This window comes from Sphingobium sp. CR2-8, from assembly GCF_035818615.1.
Classification (GTDB): domain Bacteria; phylum Pseudomonadota; class Alphaproteobacteria; order Sphingomonadales; family Sphingomonadaceae; genus Sphingobium.
This window is the reverse complement of sequence record NZ_JAYKZY010000001.1, coordinates 494,218-511,698: the sequence shown is the minus strand read 5'-3', so window position 1 is coordinate 511,698 and position 17,481 is coordinate 494,218. Positions and strand designations below refer to the sequence as shown.

Below are 17,481 nucleotides of genomic sequence, written 5' to 3'. Positions count from 1 at the left end.
TCGATCGGGATAGAAAAATTGAACTGCGGCTAAGGATGGCATAGATGACGTCTATGCTCCAGCCGGTGGAGCCTTGACGGTTCATCAGGCCATGCTCGATCGATATCTGCTCCGCTACTTTCTGGCTGTCGTGGACCAAGGCAATTTCTCGCGCGCGGCGCTGCACTGCCATGTGTCCCAGCCTACCTTGTCGGTCGGCATCGCCAAGCTGGAACGGACGCTTCAACTCCAACTCTTCATCCGTTCCAGCCAGCGCGTGGAGCTGACGAATGCCGGCGCGCGCTTCCTGGTCCACGCCCGGCGGATCGAGCGGGAGTTCAACAACGCGCTCCAATCCATGTCCGGCGGCGACATGGAGCATCCCAATCTGCGCATCGGCATCCTGTCCAGCATACCCGCAGATGTCATCGCCGACTGCATCGCGCAAACCCGTCCGACGGACGGCTATCGGTTCGAACTTCTGTTCGGCAGCGAGCGGGAACTGACCGGCCATCTGGCGAAGGGACGGATCGACTGCGCGCTTACGCTTGTGGGGCGTGGCGGCGACCGTTTCATGGAGCGCGCGGTCATGACCGAAGGCTATGGCCTGGCCCTGTCAGCCAACCACCCGCTTGCAGCAGAGCGGGAGATCGCGCCGGAACGATTGGCGCAGGACGTGATGATCGTACGACGTCATTGCGAGGCGTTGTCCGACACCAGCCGGTTTTTCACAGAAAGAGGCATACGCCCCCATTTCGCCTTCCGCTCCACCAACGACGAACGGGTGTTGCATATGGTCGCGGCAGGCCTGGGCTTGACGGTCATGCCCGCCTGCTATCGCGCCCCGGGCGTCGTCAGGCCGCGACTGGCCGGCTTCTCGATCGAACGCACGATCGGCTGGGCGGGCACCGCCGACGCCGAATATCTGCTCAACGACATGCCGCCCTTGCTTCGTGCGATAGAGGAGCGCCTTTCCAACCTTCGCTGAACCACGGCTGCCTCTACCGCAAAACATCACGATGACACGGACAGGGAAATTGCGAGGAAGCGTGATGGACGTGAAAAGCTTCACTCATCGGGAGCGACTGGAAGCCGAAAGCATCCATATCCTGCGGGAAGCCGTCGCGGTCGCGGAAGGGATGAACGCGGCGCTGGTGTCCATGGGATCGGCAGGCGCGAAGGCGATGGCGATCATCCTGGGGCAGGCCGATATCTATCTCCATTCGGGTGGCCAGTATGAATGGGATTCGATGGCACCCGTTGCTGTCGCACAGGCGCATGGCCTGCATTGTGCGCGGATCGACGGGTCGCCGCTGGTCTATAATCGCGCCGACGTCTATCTCCCAGACCTGCTGATCTGTCGGCCCGAACATGCGGGCACGGTGCTGGACCTGGTGGCCGACCTCTATCGGGCCTAAAGTTGATCGCGCAGGGTCCGCATGAGCTCGTCCATAAAATCGACCACCGCCCGGACCCTTGGCAAGCCCTCCAGATCGGCGTGCATCACCAGCCAATAGCTGCGCTGCACCACCATGTCGTCGGGCAGAATCCGGACCAGCCGCTCGTCCTGCGCCGACGCAAAGACATGCAGCATGCCCAGTCCCACACCGGCTGCCACCGCCGCATGCTGGGCGGCGCTGGAACTGGCGCGGAAACATATGTCGGCACCCGGCAACAACTCATCCAAGGCGATCATTTCAGGGAAACCGGCCAGATCCTCGATATAGGACACGAAGCCATGGCGGGCGAGGTCGGCACGGGTGGTCGGTTCCCCTTCCCGTTCGAGATAGTCCCGCGATCCATAGAGAGCCAGCCGATAGTCCGCCAGCTTGCGGGTCACCAGCCGCCCTTTGGGCGGTGGATTGAGCATGATCGCAATGTCCGCCTCGCGCTTGGACAGGCTGGCCGCACGGCTTTCGGACGCCAGTTCCAGCGTCAATCGGGGATGACGGGCGCGCAATGCGGCGACATGGGGAGCAATCAGATGCGCAGCACAGGCTTCGGGTGTGGCCAACCGCACCGTTCCTTCGACATCGCGATCGCGCCCCTCCACGCTGCCGATCGCTGCCAGCAATTCGCTCTCGATCCGTTCGGCATGACCGACCAGCGCATGGGCGGCAGGCGTGGGCATCACGCCGCGCGGCGATCGGTCGAACAGCCGCGCCCCCAGCGTACGTTCCATCTGGGTCATGCGCCGCGCGACCGTACTATGGTCCACGCCGACGCGACGGGCAGCCGCCAGCATATTGCCTTCGCGCATCACCGCCAGGAACAGGCGCAGGTCGTCGGAATTCAGCATAGGCAAATCTGCACAATCATTGTGTTATCGCCTCTGTATATCTGCAAAGCGTACGGGTCTATAGCATCGGAACCAAAACGCTCGGAGAGGACCAACAGCCATGCGTTCCATCAGCCATTTCATCCATGGGAAAAGCGTATCCTTTCCCGGCGCACGCCTGTCCGACGTGCTGGACCCGTCCATCGGCACGGTCCAGGCGCAGGTCGAACTTGCCACGCCATCGGGTCTGCAAAAAGCCATGGACTCGGCGCTGTCGGCGCAGCCCGACTGGGCCGCGACCAACCCGCAGCGGCGCGCCCGCGTGATGTTCCGGTTCAAGGAACTGATCGAGGCCAATCTGGAGGATCTGGCCCGCACCCTGTCGTCCGAACATGGTAAGGTGATCGCGGACGCAAAAGGGGACATCCAGCGCGGCCTGGAGGTCGTGGAGTTCGCCTGCGGCATTCCCCATCTGCTCAAGGGCGACTATACCGAAGGCGCAGGCCCCGGCATCGACGTCTATTCGATCCGCCAGCCGCTTGGTATCGTCGCAGGCATCACGCCGTTCAACTTCCCCGCCATGATCCCCTTGTGGATGAGCGCGATGGCGATCACCTGCGGCAACGCCTTCATCCTCAAACCCTCCGAGCGCGACCCGTCGGTTCCGGTGCGTCTGGCTGAACTGGCGCTGGAGGCTGGACTTCCTGAAGGCATCCTCAACGTCGTTCATGGCGACAAGGAAATCGTCGACGCCATCCTCGACCATCCCGATATCAAGGCGGTCAGCTTCGTGGGATCGTCCGACATCGCCAACTATGTCTATCAACGCGCCGCCGCCAACGGCAAGCGCGCGCAGTGCATGGGCGGAGCTAAGAATCACGGCATCATCCTGCCCGACGCGGACATGGACCAAGCGGTCGCGGACATCGTCGGCGCGGCCTATGGATCGGCCGGCGAACGTTGCATGGCGTTGCCGGTCGTGACGCCGGTGGGCGAAGCGACGGCCGAAGCCTTCCGCGCCAAGCTGCTGACCGCGATCGAAACACTGTGTCCCGGCATCCCGACCGATCCGGACGCGCAATATGGCCCGCTCGTCACCGGCCAGCATAAGGCGCGGGTCGAATCCTATATTCAGATGGCAGCCGACGAAGGCGCGGAGATCGTGGTCGATGGTCGCGGTTTCCAGCTACAGGGCTATGAGGACGGCTTCTACCTTGCGCCCACGCTGATCGATCGGGTCACGCCGGACATGAAAAGCTATCAGGACGAGATTTTCGGTCCCGTGCTCCAGATTTTGCGTGCCGAAACGTTCGAGGAGGCGCTGAGCTATCCGAGCAAGCATCAATATGGCAATGGCGTCGCCATCTTCACCCGCAACGGCGACTATGCCCGCAAGTTCGCCGCGCAGGTGGAAGTCGGCATGGTCGGCATCAACGTGCCGATCCCTGTGCCGGTCGCTTATCACAGCTTCGGCGGCTGGAAGCGGTCGGGCTTCGGCGATCTCGATCAATATGGCGAGGATGGCGTGCGTTTCTACACCCGGACGAAGAAGGTCACACAGCGTTGGCCCACCGGCGGCGCGGTAGTGGACCAGAGCTTCGTCATCCCGACGATGAAATAAGGGACGGACGCCCATAGCGCAGGAAAGTCACGCAGCGCAAATAAACGGCGGCTATCAACTTTCCTTTACGGGAGAAGCAGGCGCCTTAACTTCGCACATTTCCCGCCAATTGCGACATTATCGAACAAAAATAGGACATAATAGGATTGGCGTTAAACACGGATGGCAGGCCAGCGGCGCTGCCATCTGATGTAGCAGGGAGGCGTAGCGTAGGACAGACGGGCCGCCGGATACCGTCTTTCGCGAAAGCCATATCCTACAGAATCGCCGCGTCCGATACCAAGGCCTCGGCCGTTGGGAGGCGGACCTGGAAGACGCTGCCTTCGCCGGGAATGCTCTGCTTGAGCGACAGCGCGCCGCCATGCAACGCGACCAGTTGCCGGACGAGCGCCAGCCCGATGCCAAGCCCTTCCTGCGGATCGCCGGTCGGGTTCTTCACCTGCGCGAACAGGTCGAAAATGCGGGCCTGCATGTCGGGTGCGATGCCGATGCCGGTGTCGGCGACCTCGATCTCCGCCCAGCCATCGACCACCCGCGCGGTCAGTCGAATGTCGCCGCCCGGCGGCGTATATTTCGCCGCATTGTTGAGCAGGTTGCTGGTGATCTGGACGACGCGGGCATAGTCGGCGTCGAGGAAGACGGGTTCCTCGACGATGTCGAGGACGAGCCGGTGTTGCGCGGCCTCGATCGTAGGTTGGCTGGCCTCCACCGCGAAGGATAGGACCTCCTGCAGCGAGATGCGTTGCGTCTTAAGCGAAATCTTGCCCTGATCGATGCGGGCGATGTCCAATATGTCTTCGACCAGACGGGAGAGATGCTGGACATGGCGGTCCATGCGCCCGCGAATGTCGCGCGCCGCGTCCGTCCCTTCGCGTCGCTCCAGCAGGTGCAGCCCCGCGCCCAGCGCCGCGATCGGATTGCGCAGTTCATGGCCGAGGATCGCGAGAAATTCGTTCTTGCGCTGGTCCGCTGCCTTCAAGGCGGCGGCGAGCATCGCTAATTCGTCGCGCTGGGCGATGATCTGACGCCGCTGATCGTAGAGATGGAAGAAGATGTCGGCCTTCGACCGCAGGATGTCGGCTTCGATCGGCTTCTGGATGAAGTCCACCGCGCCGGCTTCATACCCGCGGAACCGCCGTTGCCGATCGGCGCTGCCTGCGGTCACGAAGATGATGGGGACATGTCGGGCGCGTTCGTTGCCGCGCATGAATTCGGCCAGTTCGAACCCGTCCATGCCGGGCATCTGGACGTCGAGCAAAGCGAGGGCGACGTCATGGACGAGCAACAGTTCAAGCGCTTCCTCGCCTGATCGCGCTTTCAGGCAGACAAGGCCGTCGCGTCGCAGCAACGCTTCGAGCGCGAGCAGATTCTCCTCAAGGTCGTCGACCAGCAGGCAATGGATGGGTTGCGTTTCGATCGTCATAGGGTCGCCAGCTTTTGAAGATGGAGGATGATGGCGTCCAGCGTCATCATATGGGCGGCCGGACAGGCCGCAAGAGCCGCTTGGGGCATGGTGGGCACTTGCGCTTCGGCGAAATCCTGCACGATGGCGGCGCCACCGGCCGCCGCGACCGCCGCCAGGCCCGCCGCGCCGTCATGATTGGCGCCGGTCAGGACGATGCCGGTCAAGGCCGGACCAAAGGCATCCGCCGCCGTTTCCAGCAATATGTCGATCGCCGGGCGGCTGTGGTTCACCGGCTCGTCCCAGGACAGGGCGAGTGCATGATCGGCCTCGACCAGCAGATGATAGTCCGATGGCGCGAAATAGACGGTGCCGCCGACGATGCGCTCCTTATCCTCCGCCTCCTTGACGGGCAACGGACATTTGGATTGGAACAGCGACACCAGCGCATTGCCGCGATCGGGCGGGACATGCACGACGATGAGCACCGCCAGGGGAAAATCGGCGGGGAGCGCCGGCAATATCCGAAGGAGCGCCTGGACCGCGCCTGCCGACGCGCCGATGGCGATGGCTTGAAGGGGATGCGCCGTCATGGCTGCTGCCTCTGGTAGATTTTTTCTTCGCGCACGAAGTCCGCAAAGGCGGCGGCGTGGTTCGAAAAGCGCAGGCTTTCCTTCGACCCCAGGCCCAGGAATCCCTTGCGCGCGAGCAACTCGCTGAACAGGCCGAGCGCCCGGTCCTGAAGGTCGCGGTCGAAATAGATGAGGACGTTGCGACAGGAAATGAGATGCATTTCCGCGAACACCGCATCGGTCACGAGACTATGATCGGAAAAGACGACCTGTGCGCGCAAACTCTTGTCGAACACGGCGCGGCCATAATCGGCGGTATAATAGTCCGACAGCGACGAGCGTGCGCCCGACTTCTGGTGGTTTTCGGTGAATTTGCGGATCTGGTCCAGCGGATAGACCCCGGCCTCCGCCGCTCGCAGGGCATTGGGGTTGATGTCCGTCGCGTAGAAAAGCGTGCGCTGGTCCAGCCCCTCCTCGCGAAAGAGGATGGAGAGGGAATAAAGTTCCTCGCCATTGCTGCATCCGGCGACCCAGACCTTGAGCGAGGGATAGGTGCGCAGGTGCGGAATCACCTTTTCCCGCAAGGCGCGGAAATAGGATGGATCGCGAAACATCTCGCTGACCTGTACGGTCAGATAGTTGAGCAGGCGCGGCAGCGTCGCGGGATCGTGCAGCAGATGATCCTGCATCGCCGAGAAGCTGGTGAAACCCAGCTGCCCGCGCGCCTGCAACAGTCGACGCTTGATCGAGGCGCGCGCATAATGGCGGAAGTCATAATGATAGCGCTGGTACAGTGCCTCCAGCAGCAGCTGAATCTCTATATCCTCCACGCCGTTCTGCACCTGGTCTTGCACTAGCGTGGCATCCATACGCGCACCAGCGAGAGGAGTTTGTCGACGTCGATGGGCTTTGCCATATAGTCGTTGGCGCCCGCCTCCAGACAACGCTGCTGATCGTCGGGCATCGCCTTGGCCGTCAGCATCAGGATCGGCAGATTCGCCCAGCGCATATCGTCGCGGATCGCGCGGGTGGCAGTGAGGCCGTCCATCACCGGCATCATCACGTCCATCAGCACCAGGTCGATGGCCTGCGCCGGATCGTCCGCCGACGCCGCCAGCGCATCGATCGCTTCCTGCCCGTTGCGCGCAATCTGCACGGACGCCCCGCGCGGTTCGAGGACGCTGGTCAACGAATAGACGTTGCGGACATCGTCTTCCACGATGAGGATGCGGCGGCCCTCCAGCGCGGCGTCGCGGTTACGTGCCTTCTGGATCATCTTGCGCTGCTCAGGCGGCAGTTCGGACACCACCTGGTGCAGGAACAGCGATACTTCGTCCAGCAGCCGCTCGGGCGATTTCGCGCCCTTGATGATGATGGAGCTGGAATAGCGGCGCAGGCGCTGCTCGTCGTCGGGCGACAGGTCGTGGCCGGTATAGACGATGACCGGCGGGAAGCCATGATCCCCCTCCTCGCTCAGCGTCTCCAGCAGCGCGAAACCGGACGTGTCGGGCAGCGTCAGGTCCAACACCATGCAGTCGAACGTCTGCTGGCGCAGCTGTTCGAGGCATTCCGCCGCCGTGCCGACGCCGACCGTCTCAACCTCGTCGGTCAGCAGCAGCCGGGCGACGGCGTCGCGCTGCACCGGATCATCCTCCACGATCAGCACGCGGCGCACCCGCGTCGCCAGCTTGGCATGCAGGCTTTCCAGCACTTCGGCCAATTGTTCGCGCTTCACCGGCTTCACCAGATAGCCCACCGCGCCCAGCGACAGGGCGGCCTGGCTATGGTCGGACGCAGACACGACATGGATCGGGATGTGCCGCGTGGCGTCGTCATGCTTCAACCGGTCGAGGACGGTGAGGCCCGACTGGTCGGGCAGGCCGAGGTCGAGCACGACCGCGCTGGGCTTGTAATCGCGCGCCAGCTTCACCGCTTCTTCCGCCGTGCCCGCGACGATGCACTGGAAGCCCATGTCGCGCGACAGGTCGCACACGATCGAGGCGAACACCTGGTCATCCTCGATCACCAACAGCAGGCGGCGACCCTCCGCAAGCGTGGCGCGATCATCCTCCATGACCCAATCGGGTTGCGGCGCCCTGCGGGACGGCACGGCGCTGGACGGTGGCGCAGGAGCGACGGCGGGTTCGGCGCGGGCCGGTGGCGCAGCGTCGTGCGGCGCGACCCCTGCGGGATCATAGACAAGCGGCACGGTCAGGGTGAAGGCGCTGCCCTGGCCCGGCTCGCTCTCCAGCGTGATGGCGCCGCCCAGCAGGCGCGCGAGCTGGCGCGAAATCGACAGGCCAAGGCCCGTCCCGCCATAACGGCGGCTGATGGTCCCGTCGGCCTGATGGAACGCCTCGAAAATATGGCTCTGCTGTTCCTGGGACATGCCGATGCCGGTGTCGCGCACCGCGAGCGCCAGTCGGTCGTCGCCGACGCAAGACAGGGTCAGGCCGACGGTCCCCTGCTCGGTGAACTTGAACGCGTTGGACAGCAGGTTCTTGATGATCTGTTCGATCCGCACCCGGTCCGTTTCGATCGCGCGGGGGCAATCGGCCGCGATGGCGATGTCGAACGTCAGGCCCCGGCTTTCGGCGACAGGCTGGAACATCTGGCGGATATCGCCGGTCAGCCGTTGCAGGGGCACGGTTTCGGGCTGCATCTGGATATGCCCGGCCTCGATCTTCGACAGGTCGAGAATGTCGTTGATGAGGGTGAGAAGGTCATTGCCCGAGGATTCGATCGTGCGCGCGAACTTGACCTGATCGTGCGACAGGTTGCCGTCGGGATTGTCGCCCAGCAGCTTCGAGAGGATCAGCAGCGAATTGAGCGGCGTGCGCAATTCATGCGACATGTTGGCGAGGAAATCGGACTTATACTGGCTCGCCTGCTCCAGTTCACGCGCCTTCAATTGCAGCGTGCCGGTGGCGCGTTCCAGCTCGTCGCGCTGGTTTTCCAGCGTCTGGGCCTGTTCTTCCAACTGGCTGTTGGTCTGTTCCAGTTCGACCTGCTGCTGTTCCAGCCGGACCTGCGATTCCTTGAGCGCGCGGCCCTGCTCCTCCAGTTCCTCGTTGGAGACGCGCAGTTCTTCGCTCTGCGCCTGCAATTCGCCGGACTGGCGCTGGGTTTCCTCCAGCGCGTCCTGCAACCGCGCCCGGAAGCGGGCGGAACGCAGGGCGATGCCGATCGCAGGGGCGGCATGGTCCAGCAATTCCAGCGTCGCGGGGTCGACCGGCTGGAAAAAGCCCAGTTCCAGGACGGCGTTGACGATCTCGTCCGCCTTTGCAGGCATAATGACCAGATGGCGGGGGCGATCGCGGCCCAGCGCCGATCCGATCGTCAGATAGCCATCGGGAATGTCGTGCAGGACCAACGGCTCGGCCTGCGCCGCCACCTGTCCCAGCAGGCCTTCCTTGACCATGAAGCCGTCGGGAATGTCCGCGTCCGCCGGTATGCCGATCGTCGCGGCGCGCTGGAAGCGCCCCCCTTCCCCTTGAACAGCGCTGCGCCCTGAAAGCCGAGATAATTGGCAAGGAAAGCGAGGATCGACTCGCCCAGTTCCTCGACCGATTTTTCGCCGCGCATGGCGGCGGCAAGGCCGAGCTGACCGGCCTGGAGCCATTGTTGCCGCACGCGGGCGCGGTTGGCGATGCGCAGGAGCAGGAAGACGGCGATGGTCAGGCCCGCACCGATCAGGCTTGTGACGATGCCGGTGGTGATGGCGGTGCGCGACGCGATGGCCATATCCTCCAGCCGGATGGCGCGCAGGCGCAGTTCTTCCTGCGCCATTATGTTGAGTTGCGCGCGGATGGCGTCCATTTCCATCTTGCCGCGATCGGTCGTCACGACGTCCAGGGCGGCGGCGATGCCCCTGGTGCGGCGTAGTTCGACCGTCTCGCGCAATTCCGCCAGCTTGGCGTCGGCATGCCGTTTGAGGACGCCGACATTGGCCTGTTGGGCAGGATTGTCCTGCGTCAGCTGCGCGACCGCCTGCAGGCGCTGGCCAAAGCCCGCCACCGCGCTGTTATAGGGTTCGAGATAACCCTGGCTGCCGGTGAGCAGATAGCCGCGCTGCCCGGTTTCCGCGTCCTGCGCAGCCGACAGCAGGTCGTCCAACGCGATCAGGACGGCGTGGGTATGGCGGACCGCCTGGTCACTTTCGCGCAGGGTCTGGATATTGCGATAGGCTATCGTGCCGCTGGCCAGGAAGAAGGCCAGGCCAAGGAGCAAACCCAAAGCCGACCAGATGGAAGCACGCGACGCCGAAGCTGTTTTGCCAATTGCCATGCCCACCGCCTAAAGCGATGGCGATCATATCGCTAGCGATTGTTTTGCAAGGAAAGCAGGTTCCTGACGCAAGCTTGTGCGATCCTGATTTGCATCAATAAGTGCGAGCGCTAACCGTCGATTGCCGACTAGAAATCGTCAGCGGCCAGCGCCATGATCGCGCCTTCCCCTGCGGCGATGCTGGCCGACAGCCCCTGCGCCTGGGTCAGGACGCGCTGGGCGAAGAAGTCGGCGACGGACCGCTTGGCCGCATGCAACGGCGATCCATCGCGCGCCGCCGCCGCCGCCATGCGCGCCCACATCCAGCCCATCGCGACCAGCGCGAACAGGCGCAGATAGTCGACGGCCGCCGCGCCCGCCGCATCGCCATCTGCGCCCCGCAATGAGTTGGTCGCCTCCTTCAGCAGGGCAAGAGCATCGCGAGTCCGATCGACGATGATGAGGTCCAGCGTGGCGGCGGCGTCCAGGTCTGCGGCGATCAGGGCGAAAAATTCCTCCACCACCGCACCACCGCCCAGCGTCAGCTTGCGCCCTACCAGATCCATCGCCTGAACGCCGTTGGTGCCTTCGTAGATCTGGGCGATCCGCGCATCGCGGACATATTGTTCCATGCCCCATTCGCGGATGTAGCCATGGCCGCCGAACACTTGTTGCGCCTGTACCGCCCCTTCGAAACCTAGATCGGTGAAGGCCGCCTTGATGACCGGGGTCAGCAACGCCACCCGCGCATCCGACTTGGCCCGCTCGCCTGCATCGGGATGCGCGCGTGCGCGGTCGAACTGGAGCGCGGTCCATCCGGCCAGCGCGCGGCCCGCCTCCACGAAGGCACGGACGTTGAGCAACAGGCGGCGCACATCGGCATGGTCGATGATCGCCACCGGGCTGCGCGCACCATCGGCGCTGCGCCCCTGGAGCCGGTCGCGGGCATAGGCTGCGGCCTGCTGATAGGCGGCGCCTGCTATCCCCAGCCCCTGCACCCCGACCATCAGCCGTTCGGCGTTCATCATCGTGAACATCGCCGCCAGGCCGCGATGCGCTTCGCCCACCAGCCAGCCGGTCGCGCCGTCATAATGCATGACGCAGGTGGGCTGGGCATGAATACCCATCTTCTTTTCCAGCGCGCCGACCGACATGGCGTTGCGGACGGTGAAATCGCCGCCTGCGTCGGGCAGGAATTTGGGAACCAGAAACAGGCTGATGCCCTTCACCCCGGCGGGGGCGTCGGGCAGGCGGGCGAGGACGAGGTGGACGATATTGCCGCCAAAATCATGGTCGCCAGATGAAATGAAGATTTTCGTACCCGTGATGGCATAGCCGTCATCCTGCGGAACGGCCTTGGTCTTGAGCAGGGCGAGATCGGTGCCGGCGCCGCTTTCGGTCAGCGCCATCGCGCCGGTCCAGGCCCCGCTGACCATCGGCGGCAGCCAGATCGCTTTCAGTGCATCGTCGGCATGGGCGGCGATCGCTTCGCACGCCCCGCGGGTCAGGCCCGGGAACAGGCCGAAGGAGAGGTTGGCGGCCGACATCATTTCGTCCAGCCAGAGTTGCAGGATGAACGGCAGGCCCTGACCGCCATGCGCCGGATCGGCGGACAGCGACGCCCAGCCTGCATCGGCGAACGCGCGATAGGCGTCGGCGAAACCGGGCGGCGTACGCACCGCGCCATCGATCAACTGACTGCCATGTTCATCGCCCTCCCGATTGATCGGATAGAGCCGGTCGGCGCACAGGCGGCCCGCTTCTTCCAGCACCGTGGCGGCCAGGTCTGCGTCCACATCCTGACCCAGTTCGGCCATCGCCACGTCGAAGCCCAATACCTCGTTCAGGAGAAAACGATAATCGTCGATCGGGGGGGTGTAGCCTTGCATGAATCCGCTCCTGAAATCCGTTGCCGGGTTACTATACCAAACAGTTGTTACAGTCAAAATATTTCAGGGGCTTTGCCGATCGGCTTCATTCATGCCGAAAGATGGTGGCGATCTGCCGGGCGATGTCGCGCGGGGACAGGCGGCCTGGCCGATACCAGTCCGCTGCGCTATTCAGCTGGGATAGCAGCAGGTTGCGATAAAGGGACCGGTCGATATGCGGCGGTAGCGGAAGCGCGGCGACCAGGTCCCGGAACAGGGTTTCGAACCGGTCCCGCCGCGCGATGAGGTCAGCCCGCACCGCATCGGGCACTTCGCGAAAATCGTTCATCATCGGCAGGGTCAGCGAATGCGGATCGAGCTGGATTTCCAGCAGGGTTTCGCAGGCCTGCTCCAGCCGTGCCCAGGGGTCCTGCAATGGCGCAAGCGCGGCGTCGATCCGGGCGGCAGCGGCATCCAGCGCGGCGTCGTGCAACGCGACGAACAGCGCATCCTTCGACTTGATATGGTGGTAGAGCGATCCGCCCAGCACCCCCGCCGCCTCGCCGATGTCGCGCATGGATGTGCCGCGATACCCCTTGCGCGCGAAAAGCCGGGCGGCGATCGCCCATATCTCGCGGCGGCGATCGCCCGCACCGTCGTCGCGCGATTTGTGGACAATGGCTTGGGGGGCGTTGGTCGATCTGCTGCTCATGCCCGGACGGCTAGCATGATTGCCCGGCGGCTGCATCCGATTGATGGGGCGGACCGTCAGCCTGCGTCCGGCTGCCTGTCGGGATGCGCCGCCGCGACGGCCGGGTCTTCTCGCACACGCAATATGATGTCGGTCAGGCACGGATAGGGCGAAAGATCGACGGCGAATCGTTCGGCCGAATAATATTGCGGCACGATGTGGCAATCCGCCAGGGTGAGCCGGTCGCCGAAACAATAGCGGCCGCCATGGCGGGCCACCAACAGTTCCAGCGCGCCGAAGCCCTGCGCAATCCAGTGTGCGATCCACGCCCTCACCGCCTCCGGGTCCGCCCCCAGTTCGTCACGCAGTCGGTTGAGGACGCGCATATTGTTGAGCGGGTGGACATCGCAGGCGACGAGCATCGCCATGGCGCGCACCACGGCCCGGTCCATCACGCCTGCCGGCAGCAGCGGAGGATCAGGATAGCGTTCCTCCAGCCATTCGATGATCGCGCTGGATTGGGTGAGGACATGGCCGTCGGCCTCCAACGCGGGCACCAGGCCCTGCGGATTGAGCGTCAGATAGTCCGACATGCGCTGCGCCCCGGCACGCAGATCATGGCCCATCTGGTCGTAGGTCAGCCCCTTCGCGTTGAGCGCGATCCGCGTACGGTAGCTGGTGCCGGAGCGCCAATAGCCATGCAGGACCAATGCGGTGTGATCTGTCTCCATCCCGGCAGGATATCGGTCGGGCGGCCCGGCGCCAAGGGCCGATCGCTTATCGGCGCGTATCGAAGATGGATGTCCGTCGCGGCTGCTTGAGTGCTACCTTCGCTTGCAGTTCGCGTTCCAGCATCGTCACCATCCAGACCCGGTGCCGGATGATGAAGTCGGTAAAGCCATCGGGCTTGGCGGGATCGAACAGCGGCACCTGCCAATCGGCGGTTTGTTCGACATAGGGGATGTAGGGCTGGCCGACACCGTCCTGCGGCGGATCGACATGGCGGCCGATATAGCTGTTGCCTTTGAACCGGAGGGATTCGACCGCGTCGAAGCCCGGCTTGATCAGATAATTGGGACCGGACCGGCCCACTTCGCTGCCATAGCGCGCCGTGCCCGCGACCTTGAAGACATTATCGTTGAAGCGGACGTCGCGCGCCCACCCGTCCCATTGGGTGGCGACGATCATCTGCACATCCATCCCCTTGCCGACATGGACGACATTATGTTCGACCTGCGCGTCGGACACATTGCCCGACAGCTGGAAAATGCGCGTGCCGTCGTTGCGGCTGACGTTGAAACGGGCGACCGTGCCACGATTGCCCAGATTGTCCGCGCCGCCATATCTGGGGGAACAGATGAGCAGGAACACGCCCGCATTGTCGTGGCTGTAATTGTAGAGAAGGGTCGTGCGGCGCGAATTGAAATCGGAATCGAAACCCTGCCCGTCATAGCGGGTCTTCGTATAGGCCGCCTCGTTCAGCTGGATCAGGCTGTTGTCGGTGCTCCACTGCCAGATGCCGGCATTATAGCCGGGCGCGCGGCTGCCGGCGTAGCGCACGATATTATGTTCGATCAGCGCGCCGTCCGTGCCGCGCGGGACGATGCCGTCGCCGCCGACATCCTCCAGATAATTGTCGCGAATGACGACGTCGTCGCTGGGGAACCAGTTCAGCGCCGTCACCCGGTCGCTGATGCCCGCAATGCCCGACCGATCGACCCGCCAGACGATATTGCGTTCGATCCGCAGGTCGTGAAAGCGGGTGGCCAGGCGCTTGCCGATGGCTTGGAACACGATGCCGCCATTATCCTTGCGATCGTTGAGGCCGCGCACGTCGTGGATATACATGTCGGTAATACGGATGCCGCGCGTCACGCCCCGGTCCTGCGCCGACACCAAGACGCCGAAACGCTGGGATGGCGCGATGGCGTCGTTGGTCACTTCCAGACCGCTGATGCGCACATATTCGGCGTTCAGCACGCCCACGGCATGTGGCGATACGCCGCCCACGTCGATCCGCGGCCGTGGCCCGACGCCCGTGGCGGCGACGACGATCGGCGCATTCGCTTTCCCCGATCGCGTGATGGTCAGCGGCTCGCGCCATGTCGATCCGGCCGCCAGCAATATCTGGTCGCCGGGCTGGAGCGGCATGTCCCGGATGCGCGACAGCGACTTCCAGGCCTGCGTTTCGGTCGCACCGCTGAAACGATCGTCGCCCGTGATCGCGTTGAAATAATAGGTTGCGGCTTGTGCTGTGGCGGGAAGGGCGACAGCCAGAAAGCATGACAGTGAAAAGGCCGTTCGCGCAAATTTCAGCAAAATTCTGATGTCTCCGGACATGGGCGGGGTTCGCCTGCCTAGTTCCACGCACCTGAATATAAAGTGAAATCCGTAGATTGTCTGGTGATGCGGCGCGGTCCGGATGTAACCGCGCCGCGCCCCTTTACATCTTGCCGGAGACAGACACGCCGATAACTCGCGGTTCGTTGAAGACCGCTGCCATATAATTTTCGATCACGCCCTTCAGGTTCTTTTCGTTGGTGATGTTGCGCGCAAATGCCGCGATTTCATATCGCCCCTCGGGCGCGGTATAGCCGATCTTCAGACCGCCTTCGAAATCGCCCTTCGAATAGAACTCCTTCGTACGATAGAGAACGAAGTTGGTGTAGCCCTGAATATTCCAGTCGGTCGACGCGAACAGCTTGCCGCCGTTGCCCAGCGGCACGTCGTAACGCGCCGCGATATTCGCAGTATATTTGGGGGCGTTGGGCAGGCTGTTGCCATCGATCTGTGCGAAGGTGTTGGCGCCGACCCTGATCGTGGGATCCTGCACCGTGCAGACGACGACGCCATTCAGGATGCAGACCTGCGCATAGACGGCCTTGTCCTTGATCTCGCTGTGGAGCAGGCTGAGGCCCGCCGAGAAGGTGAGATTTTCGAACGGCCGCGCTTCCAGTTCCGCTTCCAGCCCATAGGCATCGGCCTTGTCGGCGTTGAACAATACGCCATTGCCGTTGACGTCGTTGCCGTTCAGCTGAATGTCCTTCACCCGATAGGTGAAGCCAGACAGGTTGAACCGCACCCGGTTGTCGAACAGGCTGGTCTTCACGCCCGCTTCCCAGGACAGGATCGTTTCGGAATCCGCCGTGGTGAAGTCGCTGTTGAAGACGGCCGAACGGCCCTGAATGGTCGGACCGCGGAAGCCGCGCGCGACGCGGGCGTAGAGGCTGACTTCCGGGCTGACTTCATAGAGGGCGCTGACGTCCCAGCTCGGCTCCTTGCCGGTCAGCTTCACATAGCGGCGACCGGCATAGGTAGCGACGCCGGCTGCATTGGCGGTGGTCTTGACCAGCCGGGTTTCCTTCATGTCCTTGGTATAGCGACCGCCGGCCGTGATGGTAAGGCCGGGCACGACTTCGTAGCTGGCCTGGCCGAACAGCCCCCAGCTTTCATTCCTGTTGCGCAGACGGACCCAGTTGTTCGGGTTGTTCGCCGCCCCGGTCAGGAAATAGGCGCGCTGGTAGAAATCGGTCGTGTCGCGGCTGTCGAAATACATGCCGCCGACCTGCCATTTGAACGCGCCGCTGTCGTTACTGGCGAGGCGCACTTCCTGGGTGAGTTGGTCGAGATCGCGAACATTGCCCTGGCTCTGGCCGAAGCCGTTGGGAATGCCGCCGACGGGATAATTGGCGCCCGCGCCACCATCCGTGTCGCCACGACTATAGCCCTTGGTCGTTTCGTAGGCGGTGATCGACGTCAGCGTCACCGGACCGAAATCGAGCGTGATATTTTCCGACGCCCCATATGTCTTGTAGGCCTGCGGGTTGTTATGCGCTTCGTCTAGGGCGATCGACTTGCGCGGTTCGGCAGCGACGCTGTTGGACCCCTTTCTCAGACCGGCGCGGTGGAAGATGGTCGACGTGCCATCATAATCGCGCGCGTGGAAGCTGGTCAGCATCGACAGCGTTTCATTGGGCGTCATCAGCAGCTGGACGCGGACATCCTTTTCGTTGAAGCCGCCCATCGCGTCCTTCTTCGGCGCAACGGTGCCATCGGCGCTGGGGCCGGAATAGACATTGTCGACCCAGTCGTCGCGATGCTGGTAGAGCGCGGATACGCGAACGGCCAGCTTGTCCGCAACGATCGGACCACCGACGCCGCCGTCGAAGGTGACGGTGTTATAGCTGCCATAGCTGGCCGAAGCACGGCCCTGCCAGTCCATGGTCGGGCGGATCGTGTCGAACTTGATGATGCCTGCCGTGGTGTTGCGGCCAAACAACGATCCCTGAGGACCGCGCAACACTTCCACCTGGTTGACGTCGAATACCGGATTGGATTTCAGCACGACATGTTCAAGCACGACGTCGTCCTGGATGATCGATACCGGCTGAGAGGCGCCGAGGTAGAAGTCGATATTGCCGAGCCCGCGGATATAGAAGCGCGGGAAGATGCGGCCGGTCGTGGTTTCGGCATAAAGGCCGGGCACGCGCGCCGCCATTTCCAATATGTCGCCGCCGCCCGACTGGAAGGCGCGCAACTGATCGCCCTGCACGACGCCGACCGAAACCGGCACCTTCTGCAGATTTTCCGAACGTCGCTCGGCCGTGACGACGATCTCGTCCAACTGGTCGGCGCTGGCGGCCTCCTGCGCATGGGCGGCATGGGCCGTCGTCAGGGCGCCGATGGCAGCGGTCAGCATCAGCGCCGACCGGGTGAAGATGGTCTTGGACAAGGTCGTTCCCCGTAATCATGTTGCAAGGCGCATGGCCTTCATGGATGGGGCGGCTAAGGAGCGATCATGTCT

At 63.4% G+C, this 17,481-nt stretch carries 11 protein-coding genes and 2 pseudogenes; 3 read left to right on the top strand and 10 right to left on the bottom strand.

Annotated elements, in window-relative coordinates:
* The first annotated feature begins 91 nt into the window (after nucleotides 1-91).
* Nucleotides 92-967, top strand: a complete 876-nt coding sequence (locus U5A82_RS02215; RefSeq protein ID WP_326288779.1) for a LysR family transcriptional regulator — start codon at nucleotides 92-94, stop codon at nucleotides 965-967.
* Nucleotides 968-1,094: 127 nt separating this feature from the next.
* Nucleotides 1,095-1,397 (top strand): annotated as a pseudogene (locus tag U5A82_RS02210) (inositol monophosphatase family protein); the annotation flags it as partial.
* On the opposite strand, the gene U5A82_RS02205 reads toward U5A82_RS02210, so the two are convergent.
* On the bottom strand, nucleotides 1,394-2,278 hold the full coding sequence (locus U5A82_RS02205; RefSeq protein ID WP_326288299.1) for a LysR family transcriptional regulator: 885 nt from the start codon (nucleotides 2,276-2,278) through the stop codon (nucleotides 1,394-1,396). The pseudogene U5A82_RS02210 and the gene U5A82_RS02205 overlap by 4 nt on opposite strands.
* Nucleotides 2,279-2,378: 100 nt before the next feature.
* On the opposite strand from U5A82_RS02205, the gene U5A82_RS02200 reads away from it, so the two are divergent.
* The gene (locus U5A82_RS02200; RefSeq protein ID WP_326288297.1) at nucleotides 2,379-3,878 is read left to right on the top strand and encodes a CoA-acylating methylmalonate-semialdehyde dehydrogenase; all 1,500 of its coding nucleotides are present in this window, start codon (nucleotides 2,379-2,381) and stop codon (nucleotides 3,876-3,878) included.
* Between the two features lie 256 nt (nucleotides 3,879-4,134).
* Here the strand turns inward: U5A82_RS02200 and U5A82_RS02195 are convergent, their stop codons facing one another.
* The 9 genes and pseudogenes from U5A82_RS02195 to U5A82_RS02155 form a co-directional block, all read right to left on the bottom strand.
* A complete protein-coding gene (locus tag U5A82_RS02195; protein ID WP_326288295.1) occupies nucleotides 4,135-5,301 on the bottom strand; it encodes a hybrid sensor histidine kinase/response regulator in 1,167 nt (388 codons plus the stop codon).
* Entirely contained in the window at nucleotides 5,298-5,873 is a 576-nt protein-coding gene (locus U5A82_RS02190; RefSeq protein WP_326288293.1) for a chemotaxis protein CheB, read from the bottom strand. The genes U5A82_RS02195 and U5A82_RS02190 overlap by 4 nt, the downstream gene beginning before the upstream one ends.
* A complete protein-coding gene (locus tag U5A82_RS02185; protein ID WP_326288292.1) occupies nucleotides 5,870-6,721 on the bottom strand; it encodes a CheR family methyltransferase in 852 nt (283 codons plus the stop codon). The genes U5A82_RS02190 and U5A82_RS02185 overlap by 4 nt, the downstream gene beginning before the upstream one ends.
* Nucleotides 6,706-10,139: pseudogene (locus tag U5A82_RS02180) on the bottom strand (response regulator). The gene U5A82_RS02185 and the pseudogene U5A82_RS02180 overlap by 16 nt, the downstream one beginning before the upstream one ends.
* A gap of 128 nt (nucleotides 10,140-10,267) precedes the next feature.
* Nucleotides 10,268-12,007 (bottom strand): acyl-CoA dehydrogenase family protein, encoded by a 1,740-nt coding sequence (locus U5A82_RS02175; RefSeq protein WP_326288290.1) that lies wholly within the window; start codon nucleotides 12,005-12,007, stop codon nucleotides 10,268-10,270.
* 85 nt (nucleotides 12,008-12,092) lie between these two features.
* Nucleotides 12,093-12,698, bottom strand: coding sequence for a TetR/AcrR family transcriptional regulator (locus U5A82_RS02170; RefSeq protein ID WP_326288288.1), 606 nt, complete (start codon nucleotides 12,696-12,698; stop codon nucleotides 12,093-12,095).
* A gap of 56 nt (nucleotides 12,699-12,754) precedes the next feature.
* Complete coding sequence (gene maiA, locus U5A82_RS02165) at nucleotides 12,755-13,408, bottom strand: maleylacetoacetate isomerase (RefSeq protein WP_326288286.1); 654 nt, start codon at nucleotides 13,406-13,408, stop codon at nucleotides 12,755-12,757.
* A 46-nt stretch (nucleotides 13,409-13,454) separates the two neighbouring features.
* A complete protein-coding gene (locus tag U5A82_RS02160; RefSeq protein ID WP_326288285.1) occupies nucleotides 13,455-15,017 on the bottom strand; it encodes a right-handed parallel beta-helix repeat-containing protein in 1,563 nt (520 codons plus the stop codon).
* Nucleotides 15,018-15,120: 103 nt separating this feature from the next.
* Nucleotides 15,121-17,409 carry a TonB-dependent receptor gene (locus U5A82_RS02155; protein WP_442802133.1) on the bottom strand — a complete coding sequence of 763 codons (2,289 nt, stop codon included), beginning with the start codon at nucleotides 17,407-17,409 and terminating at the stop codon, nucleotides 15,121-15,123.
* Nucleotides 17,410-17,481 lie beyond the last annotated feature (72 nt).

Coding starts and splice junctions, on each gene's coding strand:
- U5A82_RS02215 (WP_326288779.1), top strand. CDS start 92: ATGCTCGATCGATATCTGCTCCGCTACTTTCTGGCTGTCGTGGACCAA.
- U5A82_RS02205 (WP_326288299.1), bottom strand. CDS start 2,278: ATGCTGAATTCCGACGACCTGCGCCTGTTCCTGGCGGTGATGCGCGAA.
- U5A82_RS02200 (WP_326288297.1), top strand. CDS start 2,379: ATGCGTTCCATCAGCCATTTCATCCATGGGAAAAGCGTATCCTTTCCC.
- U5A82_RS02195 (WP_326288295.1), bottom strand. CDS start 5,301: ATGACGATCGAAACGCAACCCATCCATTGCCTGCTGGTCGACGACCTT.
- U5A82_RS02190 (WP_326288293.1), bottom strand. CDS start 5,873: ATGACGGCGCATCCCCTTCAAGCCATCGCCATCGGCGCGTCGGCAGGC.
- U5A82_RS02185 (WP_326288292.1), bottom strand. CDS start 6,721: ATGGATGCCACGCTAGTGCAAGACCAGGTGCAGAACGGCGTGGAGGAT.
- U5A82_RS02175 (WP_326288290.1), bottom strand. CDS start 12,007: ATGCAAGGCTACACCCCCCCGATCGACGATTATCGTTTTCTCCTGAAC.
- U5A82_RS02170 (WP_326288288.1), bottom strand. CDS start 12,698: ATGAGCAGCAGATCGACCAACGCCCCCCAAGCCATTGTCCACAAATCG.
- maiA (WP_326288286.1), bottom strand. CDS start 13,408: ATGGAGACAGATCACACCGCATTGGTCCTGCATGGCTATTGGCGCTCC.
- U5A82_RS02160 (WP_326288285.1), bottom strand. CDS start 15,017: ATGTCCGGAGACATCAGAATTTTGCTGAAATTTGCGCGAACGGCCTTT.